12 protein-coding genes are annotated in these 15975 nt (G+C 61.2%); 7 read left to right on the forward strand and 5 right to left on the reverse strand.

Annotated features, from left to right (window positions below; translation table 11 throughout):
• Positions 1-36: 36 nt before the first annotated feature.
• Positions 37-1557 carry a fumarate hydratase gene (locus tag ACE1EY_RS09010; RefSeq protein ID WP_291513999.1) on the reverse strand — a complete coding sequence of 507 codons (1521 nt, stop codon included), beginning with the start codon at positions 1555-1557 and terminating at the stop codon, positions 37-39.
• A 93-nt stretch (positions 1558-1650) separates the two neighbouring features.
• On the reverse strand, positions 1651-3090 hold the full coding sequence (gene gtfA, locus ACE1EY_RS09015; RefSeq protein ID WP_291514000.1) for a sucrose phosphorylase: 1440 nt from the start codon (positions 3088-3090) through the stop codon (positions 1651-1653).
• A 200-nt stretch (positions 3091-3290) separates the two neighbouring features.
• Between gtfA and ACE1EY_RS09020 the strand changes: the two genes are divergently transcribed.
• Positions 3291-3572 carry a hypothetical protein gene (locus tag ACE1EY_RS09020; RefSeq protein WP_291514001.1) on the forward strand — a complete coding sequence of 94 codons (282 nt, stop codon included), beginning with the start codon at positions 3291-3293 and terminating at the stop codon, positions 3570-3572.
• Here ACE1EY_RS09020 and ACE1EY_RS09025 read toward each other — a convergent pair whose 3' ends face one another.
• Together ACE1EY_RS09025 and ACE1EY_RS09030 are read right to left on the reverse strand one after the other, a co-directional pair.
• Positions 3573-4631: a hypothetical protein gene (locus tag ACE1EY_RS09025; RefSeq protein WP_370299990.1), complete on the reverse strand. Its 1059-nt coding sequence runs from the start codon at positions 4629-4631 to the stop codon at positions 3573-3575.
• A 60-nt stretch (positions 4632-4691) separates the two neighbouring features.
• Positions 4692-4991: a hypothetical protein gene (locus ACE1EY_RS09030; RefSeq protein ID WP_370299991.1), complete on the reverse strand. Its 300-nt coding sequence runs from the start codon at positions 4989-4991 to the stop codon at positions 4692-4694.
• A gap of 162 nt (positions 4992-5153) precedes the next feature.
• Here ACE1EY_RS09030 and ACE1EY_RS09035 point away from each other — a divergent pair, with 162 nt between their 5' ends.
• Entirely contained in the window at positions 5154-6227 is a 1074-nt protein-coding gene (locus tag ACE1EY_RS09035; protein WP_370299992.1) for a quinone-dependent dihydroorotate dehydrogenase, read from the forward strand.
• Between the two features lie 118 nt (positions 6228-6345).
• The gene (locus ACE1EY_RS09040) at positions 6346-7533 is read left to right on the forward strand and encodes an OmpA family protein (RefSeq protein ID WP_370299993.1); all 1188 of its coding nucleotides are present in this window, start codon (positions 6346-6348) and stop codon (positions 7531-7533) included.
• Between the two features lie 64 nt (positions 7534-7597).
• Here ACE1EY_RS09040 and sthA read toward each other — a convergent pair whose 3' ends face one another.
• Entirely contained in the window at positions 7598-8998 is a 1401-nt protein-coding gene (sthA, locus tag ACE1EY_RS09045) for a Si-specific NAD(P)(+) transhydrogenase (RefSeq protein WP_370299994.1), read from the reverse strand.
• Between the two features lie 142 nt (positions 8999-9140).
• On the opposite strand from sthA, the gene bcsD reads away from it, so the two are divergent.
• From bcsD to bcsA, 4 genes are read left to right on the forward strand one after another with little or no spacing between them, the layout of a single operon-like run.
• Complete coding sequence (gene bcsD, locus ACE1EY_RS09050) at positions 9141-9623, forward strand: cellulose biosynthesis protein BcsD (RefSeq protein ID WP_370299995.1); 483 nt, start codon at positions 9141-9143, stop codon at positions 9621-9623.
• A gap of 26 nt (positions 9624-9649) precedes the next feature.
• Positions 9650-10609 carry a hypothetical protein gene (locus ACE1EY_RS09055; RefSeq protein ID WP_370299996.1) on the forward strand — a complete coding sequence of 320 codons (960 nt, stop codon included), beginning with the start codon at positions 9650-9652 and terminating at the stop codon, positions 10607-10609.
• 52 nt (positions 10610-10661) lie between these two features.
• Positions 10662-11447 (forward strand): cellulose biosynthesis protein BcsQ, encoded by a 786-nt coding sequence (bcsQ, locus tag ACE1EY_RS09060; RefSeq protein WP_370299997.1) that lies wholly within the window; start codon positions 10662-10664, stop codon positions 11445-11447.
• Positions 11444-15931, forward strand: coding sequence for a UDP-forming cellulose synthase catalytic subunit (gene bcsA, locus ACE1EY_RS09065; protein WP_370299998.1), 4488 nt, complete (start codon positions 11444-11446; stop codon positions 15929-15931). The genes bcsQ and bcsA overlap by 4 nt, the downstream gene beginning before the upstream one ends.
• Positions 15932-15975 lie beyond the last annotated feature (44 nt).

A 15975-nucleotide genomic window follows, 5' to 3' on the forward strand; every position in this document is an offset into this window, starting at 1 on the left:
GCAGGTTGCCGATGCTGCGCTGCTGGCGGCGACAAGCTAACCCGCCTGACGAAGTTCCTCGATGCGAATCTTCCACGTCGCCGGCCCGGTCTCGTGGACGGATTCGCCGGTGCTGTCGACTGCGACAGTGACCGGCATGTCCTTGACCTCGAACTCGTAGATGGCCTCCATGCCGAGGTCTTCGAAAGCGACCACGCGTGACCCGACGATGGCCTTGGACACGAGATAGGCCGCGCCGCCGACGGCCATCAGGTACACCGACTGGTGCCGTTTGATGGCCTCACGGGCAACCGGGCCGCGCTCGGCCTTGCCGACCATGCCCAGCAGGCCGGTCTGCTCCAGGATGTAGTCGGTGAACTTGTCCATCCGCGTCGCGGTGGTGGGGCCGGCCGGGCCCACCACTTCATCGCGGACCGGATCAACCGGCCCGACGTAGTAGATGAAGCGGCCGCTCAGGTCCAAACCATCCGGCAGGCCTTCACCGGATTCCAGCAGCCCGGTCAGGCGCTTGTGCGCCGCGTCGCGGCCGGTGAGCATCTTGCCGTTGAGCAACAGGGTTTCGCCTGGCTTCCAGCTGCGGACGTCCTCGGCGGTGACGGTATCCAGATCGACACGCCGCGAAGCGCCGCCGCCGTCACGGCTCACGACCGGCCAGTCGTCCAGCGACGGGGGTGTTTGCAGCGCCGGCCCGGATCCGTCCAGCACGAAGTGGGCGTGGCGGGTTGCGGCGCAGTTCGGAATCATCGCCACCGGCAGGTTGGCCGCGTGAGTCGGGTAGTCGCGAATCTTCACGTCCAGCACCGTGGTCAGGCCGCCCAGACCCTGGGCGCCGATGCCGAGCGCATTGACGGCATCCATGATCTCCAGCCGCAGTTCTTCCGCACGTGTCTGCGCCCCGCGATCTCGAAGGTCCTGGATATCCACCGGATCCATTAGCGACTCCTTGGCCATGACCATGGCTTTTTCAGCGGTGCCGCCAATGCCGATGCCGAGCATGCCCGGAGGACACCATCCGGCGCCCATGGTCGGCACGGTCTTGACCACCCAGTCGACGATGGAATCCGACGGATTGAGCATCACGAACTTGCTCTTTGCCTCCGAGCCACCGCCCTTGGCCGCAACCTGCACATCGACCGTGTCACCGGGCACGATTTCCATATGGATCACGGCAGGCGTGTTGTCGCGCGTGTTCTGCCGCTTGCCTGCGGGGTCGGCAAGAATCGACGCCCGCAGTACGTTATCCGGATGCTGGTAGGCGCGGCGCACGCCTGCATTGATCATGTCCGTGAGTGACAGATCGGCCTCCCACTGCACATCCATGCCGACCTTGATGAACACGGTGACGATGCCCGTGTCCTGGCAGATAGGGCGCTTGCCCTCGGCGCACATCCGCGAGTTGATCAGGATCTGCGCCATGGCGTCCTTGGCGGCGGGGTTCTCCTCGCGCTCGTAGGCCGCATGCACCGCCTGGATGAAGTCCAGCGGGTGGTAGTACGAAATGAATTGCAGCGCGTCGGCGACGCTATCGATCAGGTCGTCCTGACGGATGACGGTCATGCGGTTCTCCCGAATGGAATGCATTTTCGGGCGCGGATTGTAGGCGATTGCGGGGCCGGCGGCAGACCGACCCCGCCCCGCGCCGCCCAACCGCTAGCAGGTCATGTTGAGCTTGATCCGCGTTTTCGGGTTGAAGTACTTGATCGTCGCCTTCTTGAAATTCATGTCGACGAACAAATTGCAGTAGTACTCGCCCTTGCGCCAAGCCATCGAAACGCTGCTGTTGTTGGAGTAGTTCAGTTCAAAACGGCCATCGAAGGCCGGGTACGTATTGCGGAACTCCATCAGCTTGAGTAGCCGCTTGACCACCGGCCGCTGCACCGCTTCCTCGACCTCATCGTGAGTGTAGAACTTACGATTGATGTCGCGCAGTTCACCCGTGCGCTTCATCAGCATGTCGTCGTTGATCCCTGCGAGCAGACCGACGTAGTACACCTGCGGAATGCCGGGCGTGAAGAACTGGATAGCCCGCGCGCAGATGTAGGCGTCATCGTTCTGCTTGATTGCATCGTAGAAGGTGCAGGTGAGCTGGTAGATCGCGCCAACACTGTGCACATTGGCAGCCGAGCGTCGCAGGATGGGATCAGCCGAACGATCCTGCACGTTGTCGACCATCGCCTGGATCTTTTCCTTGGGCAGAATGCCCTCCACATCGGGAATGCAGATGCCGTCGTGCGTGTCGAGCACGGTGCACTGGTTGCGCGGGCAGACCCGCAGCCAGTTCTTGAGGTATTCGGTGTTGTTATCCAGCAATGTGTAGAGCAGCAGCGGCGGCAGGGCGAAGCCGTAAGCCCACATGCCGCGGTTGGCGATCGCGAACTGGTAGCTGGAATGGTCGTGGACCTCGGGCAGCACCTCCGCGTTGTGCTCGCGGGCCACGTTGTTAATCCATTCCAGAATTTCGTAGACGCGTGGCTCGACCAGAAAGCAGCTCGTGCCGATGATCTTGGTGGTGTAGCCGAAGGCATCCAGCCGGAACAGTTTGACCCCACGCGCGGTGAGGAACTGGATGTATTCCTCCATGAGCGCGTAGGTTTTCTCGCTCTTGTAGTTCAGGTCGATTTGATGCTCGGTGAAGGTGCACCAGACTTGGCCGGTGGACCCGTCGGCAAACTCGACTTCGCGAAACGGTTCCTTCTCCTTGCGGATGTGGATCTTGGCCATGTCATCCGACGTGATCTCGCCCATTTCATGGATATGGACAAACAGATCCGCGTACTCTGACTTGTAACCCTTCTGGACGAAATCCTTGAACTCTTCGGACTCGTCCGACGTGTGGTTCAGCGTGAGATCCAGGCACAGATCGTATTTTTCCGAGATCCGCTCCACGTCGTCCCAGGAGCCATAGTTCGGGTCGACTTCCTTGTGCGTCAGCGGCGAAAAGCCGCCGTCGGCGTTGGACGGGTAAATCGGCAGGATGTGAACACCGCCGACGGCCTTGGAGAAGTACTGTTCAAGAATGCCGTAGAGGTCGGCAAGGTTGTCGCCCATCCGATTCGGGTAGGCGATGAGTTGCACCTGATTCTTGAGCATCGACAGCGTCCTTATGACAGTGAGTAACGGATCGTCGATGAGGCCGAGTCGCCATCCGGTCGCACCGCAAAGTCCCGACGGGACCCGGCGCCTCACAGACTTGGTTGCAATGACTCTACCGTCAGCGGCCGCGTGTTGCGAACCCGAATGGTTAGGCCGGCGGGTTTATACTTTCGGCTTCACGGAATCGGAGCGAAGCCATGCGAACACTGTTCGGACTGCTGATGATTGGATTGATGCTGCTGCCGAATGTCGCGCAGGCTCAGGCGCGGCACGACGGTCGGTTCGACGGCATTGAGTACTTCGGCGATTCCAGCGAAGGCTTTTTTGGCGATCCGTCATCCGGCTATCACGGCATGCCGCTGCGCGAACTCGATGAACCCGTTCGTCGCTATCGTGTGGCCAAGTCCTCTGACACGCCTTATCTGACGATCTCGCCGGAGCGGGTGATCCAGTTTGATCCCGATATTTACGGGGACTGATCAGGGCCGAACAAAGACCGGACCTTCCAGCTTGCGGGGCATCGCCTCGCCGGTTTCCGAGCGCAGACCCTGGTTAATGATGACCACGTAGCGGCCGGCGGGCAGCGCGGTGGTCTGCACCAAGGCTGGATTGCGCCCGCTGCTCCAGCTCACCTCAATCGCTTCGCCCGAATCATTCAGCACCCGGACCTGGGATGCCACGGCGTCGAGTGAGGCCGGCGGCGCGGTGAACAGCAACGCGATGCCATGGCTGTCGGACTGAGCTTGACCCGCGAACCGCAGGCTTAGCTCGCCCGCGGGGGCCGGGTTTGGCCACCAGGGCTTGAGGTCCAGAGCGGACGGTTTCGGCGCCGGTCGGCGCGCCGGTGCGCTGCGTTCGGGTTGTGCGGGTCGGTTCGCTGACGAGGCTGTTGCTGTGGGGGCGGGCGGTGCCGAAGCTTTCGGTTTTGGTGGCGCCGGGCGTGGACTCGGCTCGGGTGTAGCGACGGTCTCAACGGGTTCATCGGCGCTCGTCTCGTCGGCAGATGCCTGCTGATCTTCGTCGGCCGGTGCGTCATCGCTTGCCGACTCGCCGGCATAACCCGTGACGGAATCGACGTATGCCATTAGCTCGTCGGTGGCGATATCGCGTGCGATCTGATCGGCGATACGTTCGGCCACGCGCTGCGCTTCGCGGGCGGCGATCTGTTGCGAGCCCGATAAAGTGTTCAGTGCCGGTGACGGCGAGTCGGCTTTGACGACGCCATCTGGCGCGGCTTCACCGGTGCGTTCGGCGATGGTGCTCCGAGCCGCCTGCCGCGCGGCATCGCGCGCAACACCCGCAGCTACGCGCTCCGCCTCCTCGCGGCCCATGCGCACCGCATCAGCTGCACTGATCGCCTGTTCGTCCTGGGCGGAGGCGAATAGCGATGATGACTGGCCGGTCATGCGGTTCAGGTTGGTCGAGCCCAGTAATAGGATGTCGACGGCCACAAAGACAACAACGGCGACTGCGGCGATGGCAACTAGCGTCAGGAAAGCGCCAATCACCCCACCACGCATGGTTTGGGGATTCGTCATGGAAGACACGGTTCGGATGGAAATGCATCGGCGGACCTGACAGGACGCGCCGGCTGACAACTACAGCTGCGAGGAGACTTCCTCACGGGCGATCTCGGTGGCCACGCGCGCGGCCGTCGCTTCGGCGACCTGCCGGGCGATGCGCCGAATCTCGGCCTCATCAGCCGACACCTGTTTGGACTCCTTCGCGTTGGCGGTCAGCTTCGCCGGCTCGGTGGAGCCAAATATGGCATCGGCATCCACCTGGGTCTCAGCGGTGTCGGAGGCCGAGCGATCGACCAGTAGATCCAGTGCCAACGTTGTGCCGCAGGCGACACCAATCGCCACGAGAAACATGATCAGAGTGCCTATGCGCAGCATGATGTCCCCAGTCCAAATTCTTGATTAGCCGAATCGATGACTGTGCCCAAGCCAGAGGGACGAGTCAATTTGACCTTCGCCCGAACGACCTCGATAAAAAACCCGATCAATCGACCACCCGCCGGGCGTGCCACGAGTCGCGCATAGCGCCGTCTGCTTGGCGTGATCGAGGCAGCACTCTATGCTCGCGCCGCCGCCCGCACAGAGAGCAACATGTACACATTGGCGCGACCCGCTCTGTTCGCCCTGGATGCAGAGTCCGCTCATCGAATCACGCTCGGAGTGCTCAGCCGCGCGCCTGGGCTGACCAGCGCATTCGGACGAGCCGGGGCCGATCCGGTGGAGGTCATGGGGCTGCGGTTCCGAAACCGCCTGGGGCTGGCTGCAGGCCTGGATAAGAATGCCGAGTGCATCGACGCTTGGTCCCGGCTCGGGTTCGGCCTGATCGAAGTGGGGACGGTCACCCCCCGTCCGCAGCCCGGCAATCCCAAGCCCCGCATGTTCCGACTGCCGGAGCACCGGGCGATCATTAACCGGCTGGGGTTCAACAATGCTGGGCTTGACGCGGTATTGGCCAACATCCGTCGCGCGGACCGAGGAGAATCCCGGCTGGGGATCAATCTCGGGAAGAACGCGGTGACGCCGGCCGATCAGGCGCTGGATGACTACCGGATGGGCATGGAGCAGGCGTATACGCTCGCGGATTATCTGACGATCAACATCTCGTCCCCGAACACCAAAGGCTTGCGCGACCTGCAGGGCGGGGCGGCGCTCGACGTCCTGCTGCGTGGATTGTCCATCTGCCGCCGCGAGTTGGCCGACCGGCATGGTCGCCAGGTACCTGTGGCGATCAAGATCGCGCCGGACCTCGAGCCGGATGAGGCGCGCGCCTTGGCAGACGCGGTGATCGAATCAGGCTTCGAGGCGATCATCGCCACGAACACCACGATCCGGCGCGACGCGGTGGCCGGTCATCGATATGCGCAGGAGATGGGCGGGCTTAGCGGCGAGCCTGTCCGCGAGGCCTCCACCAGGATGATCCGTTTGCTGCGCGATCACGTTGGCAGCGCCTGTGCGTTAATCGGCGTCGGTGGCGTCATGCAAGCGGAACACGCTGTGGACAAGCTGAACGCCGGTGCGGACCTGGTGCAGGTGTACACCGGATTCATCTATGCCGGGCCTGGCTTGGTCAAGGCCAGCGTCGAGGCCATGCAACAGTCCGTTTCACTCAAGTGAAACCTTGATACTGCAAGCTATTCGGCTTATTAATGGCGGATTGACTGTCGGTTACCCAAGGGGATGGACGGGACCCGACACGCCAGCTGCACAATACCTACCCATCAAGGATGACTCCATGAAACGTTTGCTCTCTGCGTCGGCGCTTGCCGTCGCCTTCGCCTCGGGCCCCGCGGCCGCCGTCAACACCGACGGCTTCGACATTCCTTATGTGGGTGTGAGCGGCGAGTTTGTCTCGGTGGACTCGATCCGCGAGAACGACGACGGCATCGGTGGCCGCGTACGCTTGGGTTTTCCGTTGGCATACGACAACAGCGCCTTGGAAATCAGCCTGTTCAGCAACTCGCTGGAGCGTGACCTGGACGGCGAGGACGACTACCAGGCAGGCATTTTCGTTGATTACGTCTACGATCTCGCCGGGTTGGTCGGAAACCTGCCGGTCAAGCCGTTTCTGCTAGCCGGTGTTGGCATGACCGAGGACGACATCCTCGCCAACAACGACATTCACCCGGCGCTGAATGCGGGTGGTGGCGTTCTGGTGCCGCTGCCGTTTTTTGGCGGCTTCGCGCTACGCGCGGAGGCTCGCTATCTCGCCCAGTTCAACAGCGAACACTACGACGACGAGAACATGGTCAATGATTTGCGCATCAATCTGGGTGTGCAGATCCCACTGTCGTGGCACTACGGGGCCGCCAAGGCTGAACCGGTGAAACAGGATTGCGACCTCACCGTCATCGATCCCCAGACCGGCCGCACCGACTGCGTCGTCGATACCGATCAGGACGGCGTGATCGATCCGAAAGACAACTGCCCCGGCACGCCCCTGGGCACAGTGGTTAACGCGAGTGGCTGTCCGCTGGCCAAGGCCAAGGACAGCGATAGCGATGGCGTCACCGACACCTTTGATCGCTGCCCGGATAGCGCACCCGGCGCGAAGGTCGATGAGCAGGGTTGCGAGGTGCCAGAGGTCATCGTGCTGCGTGGCGTCACGTTCGAAACCGGCTCGGCCACACTAACGGCCAATGCCGAGATCGTGTTGAACCGCCAAGCCGAGAAGATGCAGGGTCAGCGTGCCACGCTGGTCGAAGTGGCCGGCCACACCGATTCTCGCGGTACTGCCGAGTACAACGAGAAGTTGTCCCAGGATCGCGCCCAGGCCGTGGTTGACTATCTGGTCGCCAAGGGTGTCCCCGCATCACGCCTCACCGCCCGCGGTTATGGCGAGTTCGAGCCGGTGGCCAGTAACGAGACCGAGGAAGGTCGCGAACTCAACCGCCGTGTTGAACTGCGGGTGATCGCCGAGTAAGCAAGCGCGAATGAAAAAAGCCCCGGCTGGTCCGGGGCTTTTTTGTGTCTGGCGGTCGCAGATATCAGACCAGACGATTCATCCCGTTCAGCGCGGCGACGCGATACGCCTCTGCCATAGTGGGATAATTGAACGTCGTGTCGATAAAATGCTGCAACTGGCGCTCGCCGCCGCGCGCCATCACCGTCTGACCGATGTGGACGATTTCTGAGGCCGCTTCACCAAAACAGTGGATGCCAAGAATTTCCAGTGTGTCGACGTGAAAGATCAACTTCAGCATCCCTACGGTTTCGCCGACCATCTGGGCGCGGGCTAGGTGCTTGAAAAAGGCGTGGCCAATTTCGAACGGCACGCCTTCTTCCGCCAGCTCGCGTTCAGTCTTGCCGACCGAACTGATCTCGGGGATGGTGTAGATGCCGGTCGGCATCAGGTCGAAGCGCAACGACCTTGCTTCACCGGACACGATATGTCCGGCCGCAAACCGGCCCTGATCGTAGGCGCTGGACGCCAGCGCAGGAAAGCCGATGACATCGCCGACTGCATAGATGGACGGCACATCGGTCTGATGCTGTTCGTTCACCTTGAGCTGGCCGCGGCCATCAGCTTGTAACCCGACGGCGGCCAGGTCCAGCGAATCGGTGTTGCCGGTGCGCCCATTCGCCCAGAGAAGGTAGTCCGACTTGATGCGCCGGCCCGATTCGAGGTGCAGCACAACATCGTGATCACGCGCCTCGACCCGCGCCATGCGCTCGTTGTGGCGAATGTTCACACCGCGATCGCGCAAGTGGTAGGACAGGGCTTCGGTGATTTCGTCGTCCATGTACGACAGCAGGCGCGATTGCGTGTTGACCAGATTCACGCGGATGCCCAGGTGGCTGAAGATCGACGCATACTCCGAGCCGATGACCCCGGCGCCGTAAACGGTAATGGAGCGCGGGTGCTCCTCGCATTGCAGGATCGTGTCGCTGTCGTGTATTCGAGGGTGCGAAAAATCGAGCTCTGGCGGTCGATACGGACGTGAACCGGTGGCGAGCACGATGGAGTCCGCGGTGATGCGCTGTGTCGGTACGCCAGGCGCCGAGACCTCGATCGTCTGCACATCGACGAATCGGGCCGTGCCCTCGATGAGCGGAACATGGTTACGTTCGTAGTAACCGCGGCGTAGCGCTACCTGACGGCTCACGACGCCGTCAGCGTTGCGCAGGATTTCCGGGTAGGTCAGGTGCAGGTCCTTGCGGAACTGCTGGTACAACGGTTCCCTGCGGATTTCGGAGTAGCGTCGGGCGGCGTGCCGCAATGCCTTGCTCGGAATCGTCCCCCAATGCGTACAGCCGCCGCCCACATCGATGTAGCGCTCCACCACCGCAACCGTCTTCCGATTCTTTGCGGCCATCATGGCGGCGCCTTCGCCACCTGGGCCGCTACCGATTACCAAGACGTCGTAGTGCGAGCTGCGCTTCACCAAAATCCCATCTCCAACTCATTAAATTCGCGTTAAATCATAGCACTGCAGAGGGTTGTTCAGATCGCGTTAACCGTTCGTTTACCGATGGTGTGTGATATAAACGCCACGTAAATATTCGCTTTCACGGAATTGAGGATTTCGCATGTCGAACGGCTTCGGCAGTCAACTGGCGTATTTCTCGGAGCAGCAGTGCGGCCGCCAGTGGCGGACGTTTCTGTCGGCCTTGGCCGAAGAGCTTGCCGAGCAGATGTCGGACGATGAGATTCAGTCCTTTATGTACGTGCTTGGCCGGCGCATGGGTGCCTCGGTGGAGCCGGGCGAAGCCGAAACATTGGAAGACATGGAGCAGGCTGCCAATGCAATCTGGTCAGACTGGAACTGGGGCCTTGTTCGTTTCAAGGATGTCCAGACCAGTTTGGAGATCGTGCATGACTGCGCGCCGTTTCGTGTGGCGTTCGGAGAATCAGGCGTCACTTGGTCTGGCGCCTTGCTGGAAGGCATCTACAGTCGCTGGTTCGAGGCCTTTGGCGCCGGCGACGATCTAGTGCTCCGGCAGATCGAAATAGAAGAGGGGGAGATCGACAGTTATCGATTCCGGCTTGCGCATCGATCGATGTTCGGTTGATGTGCGCCCAATTCTAGGAGTCGCAGGTGAGTAATAAAGGCGAAGACGTCAAACAGCTATTCGCCCACCTTGGACTTGATCCGTCCAGCTATCGCGATCTCAAGGGCGAAGGTGACAAGGACGAGGTCGAGGGCCGGGTGGGGAAGAAGCGCACGGCGCCCGCCAAACCGGACGAGCCGGTCGTCGATCCCGATGCCTATCCACCGCCTCCGCGTGTTCAGCAGGCTGAATCAGCCCCGGTGCCCGAAGAACCCATCGGCTCGGCCGCGCCAGAAGCGGTGCCGGAACCTGCGCCGAAGAGGACGGAACCTGTCGTGGATGAAATTGTTGAGCCCGAGGCGGAGCCTGAGGCTGAAGAATTGGCACTAGTAGACGCGATGCCGGATCGGTGGTCGTTGTTGGCCTCATTGGGGCAGCAGGAATTTCCAGTCGCTGATATTCCCGAAGAGCCGGCAGAGCTTGGCGAATGGAGCCAAGCAGTCCCCGGCGGTGTCAGCGAGGAGCAGGACACGCCCCGCCTGCGTCGGGCTGGCAGCCTGGCGGCGTTGGTGCGCGGCACGGAACGCGTTGCACAATCGGCGCGGCAGCTCGTCTCGGGCGATGATGACGACACCGATGAGGCACCTGGCCCGGTCTCAGAGCAGACCCCCGAGGTCCAAGCGGCACCAGCAGCCGCAGCACATCGGTCGGCACCGCTAAAGTCTGAGTCCATCCCAGCAGCCGAAGGGGCCGCTATGAATTCATCGTCTGAAGCGCGAGAAGCCAGCGATTCGGAAGAGTCATCTGCGCGGCCCGTGAGGCCCACCAGTGGTGCAATTGCCAAACTGATGGGTCGTCTGGGTCAGCCACCGGCGCAGCGCAGACCGGACGGCGCCAAGTTGAAACTACACTATGAACGTCGACAAGCACCCGTGGTGGCAGAGACTCACCTGGATCAAAGCCTGCCTTCAGTTTTTGGGCGTCTTGAAAAGTCACGAGTCGACTAAGCCGCAACAATTATCCGAACAGCCGGAAACGGAACAAGGACATCAGGGGACTATGCTGGGGAAGTCGAACAAGCGGCCCAAGCGCATTGCCGTCGTGTCGCCCAAGGGCGGCGTAGGCAAAACCACCGTCACCGCGAATCTGGCCGAAGCGCTGGTGGGGCGTGGTCATCGCGTCTGCGCGGTCGATCTGGATGCGCAAAACGCATTGCAGTTCCATCTGTCGTCCGATCCGGTCGATCCGGCAGGGCTCGCTTCTGCGACCTTGCGCGCGGATGATTGGAGCAGCGTGACCCGGCAGGGCATCGACAAGCTGCGATTCCTGCCATACGGATTCCTGTCTGAAGCGCACCGCGCTCGATTCGAGGCGGCCGTTGTCGACGGCCCCGCCTGGCTTTCCGATGGGCTATCCACCGTCGATGCGAAGAACATCGACTTCACGGTTTTCGATACGCCGCCTGGCCCGTCGGAGTTCCAGCGCGCTGCGGTCGAGCTTGCGGATCTGGTCATTGTCGTCGTGTTGCCCGACGCCGCATCGTTTATCACCGTGCCCACGGTGGAGCGCACCATCGAATCGTACGCAGGGACAGCAAGTCGGGACTTCAAGGGGCTGTTCTTCCTGGTCAACCGGATGAACGAGGGCCGGGTCCTTTGCAGGGACGTGCGCGCGATGCTGTCCCAGCGCCTTGGTGAGCGTCTGGTGCCAGCGGCTGTTCGATTTGACGCGGCGGCCGAGGAAGCTCTGGCCGCGCAGCAAACCGTTCTGGCCTATGAGCCCGAAGGCCGAGCGGCCACCGATTTCGACGCGTTGGCCGCCTGGATGGAGCAAACACTGCGATGAGCGATGCGTCGGTGGGTGCGGAACAGTCATCGCTGACTCCAGAGGCTGAATGGCGCCGCACCGGTGGTGCCATGCGTTATATCGACGCGCTGGCGGGTCTCGGCGTGTGGGAGTCACGGCTGGCCCTGCTGTTCGCTGTGGTCATCGCCGCCGCACCTTGCTGGGTGATCATCACAACCCCGGTCGGCCTGGGCTGGCAGGCGCTATTCGCGCTGGGCTCCTTCGCGTTGTGTTCGTGGATGCGCCGCTACGAGGGCCATCTGATTTCGATCGCGCTGATGACGATCTCGTTGCTGACCTCGTTCCGGTATTTCTACTGGCGCGTCACCGAAACCATCGGGTTCGGTACGCCCGGCGTGTCGTACGTGGATTTGTTTTTCGCTGTCGGCCTCGTGCTCGCGGAGTTTTACGCCGTACTTGTGCTGATCCTGGGTTACTTCCAGGTGCTGTGGCCGTTGCACAGGCGTCCGTACCCGCTACCCGAAGATACAAGCCAGTGGCCGACGGTCGATGTGTTCGTGCCGACCTATAACGAACCCATGGAGGTTGTTCGACCGACGGTGTTGGCGGCGCTGCAAATCGACTGGCCTGAAGACAAGATCAAGGTCTATGTCCTCGACGATGGCTGCCGTGACGAGTTCGGCGTCTTCTGCGAAGAAGTGGGGGCCGTGCATCTGCCACGCAAGGAATCCACGCACGCCAAAGCCGGCAATATCAACAAGGCCTTAACGAAAACCTCGGGTGAACTGGTCACGATTTTCGATTGTGACCACATTCCGACCCGATCCTTTCTGCAGGTTGCCGTCGGTTGGTTCCTGAAAGACCCGAAGATGGCTCTGGTTCAGCTGCCTCATCATTTCTTCTCGCCGGATCCTTTCGAACGCAACCTGGGCACCTTCAAGCAGGTGCCCAACGAGGGCGAACTGTTTTACGGCCTGCTCCAGGACGGCAACGATTTCTGGGACGCCACGTTCTTTTGCGGTTCCTGCGCGGTGCTGCGTCGCGAAGCGTTGGAAGAGGTCGGTGGCGTCGCGGTGGAGACCGTCACCGAGGATGCGCACACGGCGTTGAAGATGCATCGTCGCGGCTGGCGCTCGGCGTACATCAACGTGGCGCAGGCTGCCGGCTTGGCGACCGAATCGCTATCCGCCCATATCGGTCAGCGAATTCGCTGGGCGCGCGGAATGGCCCAGATCTTCCGTGTCGACAATCCGTTGTTCAAGCGAGGCCTGCGCTTCGGCCAGCGGCTTTGCTATGCGAACGCAATGTTGCACTTCTTCTACGGCTTGCCGCGCATTGTGTTTCTCTCGGCGCCCCTGTCGTATCTGCTGTTCGATGCGAAGATCATTCAGGCGCAGGCGTTGATGATCGCGGCCTACGCACTGCCGCATTTGCTGATCGCTAACATGACCAACTCCCGGCTGCAGGGGCCTTTCCGCCACTCGTTCTGGGCCGAGGTCTACGAGACGGTACTCGCCACCTATATCACCGCCCCGACGCTGCTGGCGCTGATCAATCCGAAGCTGGGTTCGTTCAACGTGACTGCCAAGGGCGGCATCGTCGAGGACGAGTACTTCGACCAGAAAATGGCGATCCCGTATCTCATACTGGTAGCGGCCAATCTCGGCGGTGTGGCGGTGGGTATCGGCCGACTCTTCTTCTGGAGCACACACGAACTCGACACGGTGCTTTTGAATATGATCTGGTCCGGTTACAACCTGATCATTATCGGCGCTGCGCTTGCCGTGGCATGGGAATCCAAGCAGGTTCGGCGCACCATTCGCGTGGACTCGGATCTCGAGGCGGAAGTACGGCTTCATGACGGCACGGTCCTCTCGGCGCGGACGCTAGACCTTTCGGAAGGTGGCTGCGCCGTGCGCATGGAGCAGTCGCTGCAGTTGGAGCGCGGTTCTACCGTGGATGTCTGCGTATTGCCCAGCAAGACCGACGTTGTATGGAATTGCACCGTGACACGATCGGCGGGGGACACCTTGAGCCTGAAATTCGAACCGCTGGACATTGAACAAGAGAAGCACTTGCTTCACTGTATTTTTGGGCGAGCGGATGCATGGGTCACCTGGGCCAGCAACCGTGATGTGGATCATCCAGGTCGGGCATTTATCGAAGTGTTGTCCTTCGGCTACTACGGGGTTTATCGCGTGATCGAAATGTATTTGGGCCGGTTCCTCTCTGGCATGCGGGGAGCGGTCTCCAAGTTCGTTCGGCGAATCACTTTCGCCGCGAGCTTGTTAGCGGCGATCGGTGTGTTGGCAACCCTGCATCCAATGTCTGCCGATGCCCAGGGCGCGGCTGGCAACGCCTCTGAGCGTCTGCCACAGGTGATCCGTTCAGTGACGCTGGAAGAACTTAGCGGGGTGCAGGACTCCATTCGATTGCGGGGCATTCAGGGCGAGATTTCATTGCCGGTCTCGGTTCGGGATGACGAGGTGATCACCAAGGCAGAGATGACCCTGCGCTATGCCCATTCGCCGTCGCTGGTCTTCGATCTATCTCATATCAATGTGTTCGTAAACTCCGAGCTGGTCACAACGATTCCTCTCACAGAGCAATCTGCCAGTGGCGGTGAGCGGACATTCAAGCTCGACCCGCGGTTATTCGTTCGCTACAACACGATTCTGCTGCAGTTCATTGGGCACTACACGTATGAATGTGAAGACCCTGCCCATACCTCGCTTTGGGCCAATATCAGCAAAACCAGTTCCCTGACGCTAACTACTCAGCCGCTGAAGCTGGCGAATGAACTCAATTTGTTGCCTCAGCCGTTCTTTGACCGGCGGGACCAGGCCATGTTGGAGTTGCCGTTTGTGTTCTCCGGCGAGCCGAGCATCGAGCAGATGAAAGCGGCGGGTATTGTGGCTTCGTGGTTTGGGGCGCAGGCGGCCTATCGGGGTGCCAAATTTCCGGTGTCCACCAACGGCGAACTGCCGGACGGCCATGCTGTAGTGATCGGGACGGCCGGAAGCCGCGTGGGCGGGCTGGCGATTCCGAGCAATGGTGAGTCCACAGTCTCCATCGTCGACAACCCGACGCATCCCACATCCAAGCTGTTGGTTGTGTCCGGCAATTCCGGTGAGGGATTGATCACCGCTGCGCGTGCACTCAGCCTGGGGGCGGAGGCCTTGGCGGGCCGTTCCGCCGTGATCCGCAATCTGCAGGAGCCAGAACCTCGCGCACCCTACGACGCGCCGCGTTGGGTGCCCACGGATCGTCCGGTCGAGTTCAGCGAATTGGTGCCGAGCCGGGAGCTGGAAGTGCGTGGGCTCTATCCGGACCTGATCCGAGTCAATTTCCATGTGCCGCCGGATTTGTACGCCTGGGAGTCCAAGGGCGTCCCGATGGACCTCAAGTACCGCTACACGCCAACCATCGGGCCGAAGTCGACGCTGAACGTGAACATCAACAACGAGTTCGTTGAGGCGATTCCGTTAGCCAAGGGCGGCGATAGCACATCGGTTCAATCAGAGATCAAGCGGCGCATCCAGATCCCGTTCTTGAGCCAGCTGGAATCGGTCAACGAAACCACGGTGCATATTCCGTACTTCAAAGTCTCCGGTAGCAATCAGGCACAGTTCCACTATTACTTTGAGCGTCAGAAGCTCGGCGAATGTAAGGATGCCGTCCTGGATAACTTGCGGGGCGTGATTGACCCAGGCTCCACCATTGATTTCAGCCAGTTTCCGCATTACACGGCGCTGCCGGAGCTCGCGTTGTTTGCCAATGGGGCTTTCCCCTACAGTCGTCTGGCAGACATGAACGACACTGCGGTTGTTCTGCCGAGGACCTTGTCCTCGGATGAGGTAGCGACCTACTTGTCGGTCATGGGCCATTTGGGCAACGCCACTGGCTACCCGGCAACACGTGTGGCGCTGGTTCAGGGCGGAGATGCCTCGCAACTGAAAGGCAAGCATGTGATCGTGCTGGGAAGTGCCGGTAATCAGCCGTTGCTCGAAACCTGGGCTGACGAGATGCCGCTAAGCCTGGTGGGTGGTACCGCGCGGCTTCGTGTCATCGGTCCGATCGAGCGACTGCTGGGGCGTTGGCGCGGATACGATCTTGATGCCGCTGTGGACCACGCGGGACAGGTCTTGCTGGAAGCGGGCGGTGCACTGGGCGCGATCATGAGCTTCGAGTCACCGGTGTCCAGCGACAAGGCCGTGGTCGTCCTGACCGCAGGCACTGGTGAGCGACTCCGCAACGTGGCGAATCTGCTGCTGGACGCCGGTGATCGTCAGTTCCTGCAAGGTGATCTGGTTCTACTTAACGGTTCCGAGATCAATCACTACCGGCTGGGTAATCAGTTCAAGGTTGGCGGTTTGCCGTTCTTCATGGGCTTGAAGCACTGGTTCTCGACCAAGCCCTTGGGCATGTTGATCCTGATGCTAGTGGTCGCCCTGATTATCGCCGCTGCTGTCTATCGGGCATTGCGTCGCATGGCGCTCGCCCGCCATGAAGGGAAGCGGTAAGGCGGGGATTTCCGTGGGCAGCCTTCGGTGGGGAGCGTCATCTT

It is taken from the genome of Abyssibacter sp. (assembly GCF_964229365.1).
Lineage (GTDB): Bacteria > Pseudomonadota > Gammaproteobacteria > Nevskiales > OUC007 > Abyssibacter.

Coding starts and splice junctions, on each gene's coding strand:
- bcsA (WP_370299998.1), top strand. CDS start 11,444: ATGAGCGATGCGTCGGTGGGTGCGGAACAGTCATCGCTGACTCCAGAG.
- ACE1EY_RS09020 (WP_291514001.1), top strand. CDS start 3,291: ATGCGAACACTGTTCGGACTGCTGATGATTGGATTGATGCTGCTGCCG.
- bcsQ (WP_370299997.1), top strand. CDS start 10,662: ATGCTGGGGAAGTCGAACAAGCGGCCCAAGCGCATTGCCGTCGTGTCG.
- gtfA (WP_291514000.1), bottom strand. CDS start 3,090: ATGCTCAAGAATCAGGTGCAACTCATCGCCTACCCGAATCGGATGGGC.
- ACE1EY_RS09025 (WP_370299990.1), bottom strand. CDS start 4,631: ATGACGAATCCCCAAACCATGCGTGGTGGGGTGATTGGCGCTTTCCTG.
- bcsD (WP_370299995.1), top strand. CDS start 9,141: ATGTCGAACGGCTTCGGCAGTCAACTGGCGTATTTCTCGGAGCAGCAG.
- ACE1EY_RS09040 (WP_370299993.1), top strand. CDS start 6,346: ATGAAACGTTTGCTCTCTGCGTCGGCGCTTGCCGTCGCCTTCGCCTCG.
- ACE1EY_RS09010 (WP_291513999.1), bottom strand. CDS start 1,557: ATGACCGTCATCCGTCAGGACGACCTGATCGATAGCGTCGCCGACGCG.
- ACE1EY_RS09030 (WP_370299991.1), bottom strand. CDS start 4,991: ATGCTGCGCATAGGCACTCTGATCATGTTTCTCGTGGCGATTGGTGTC.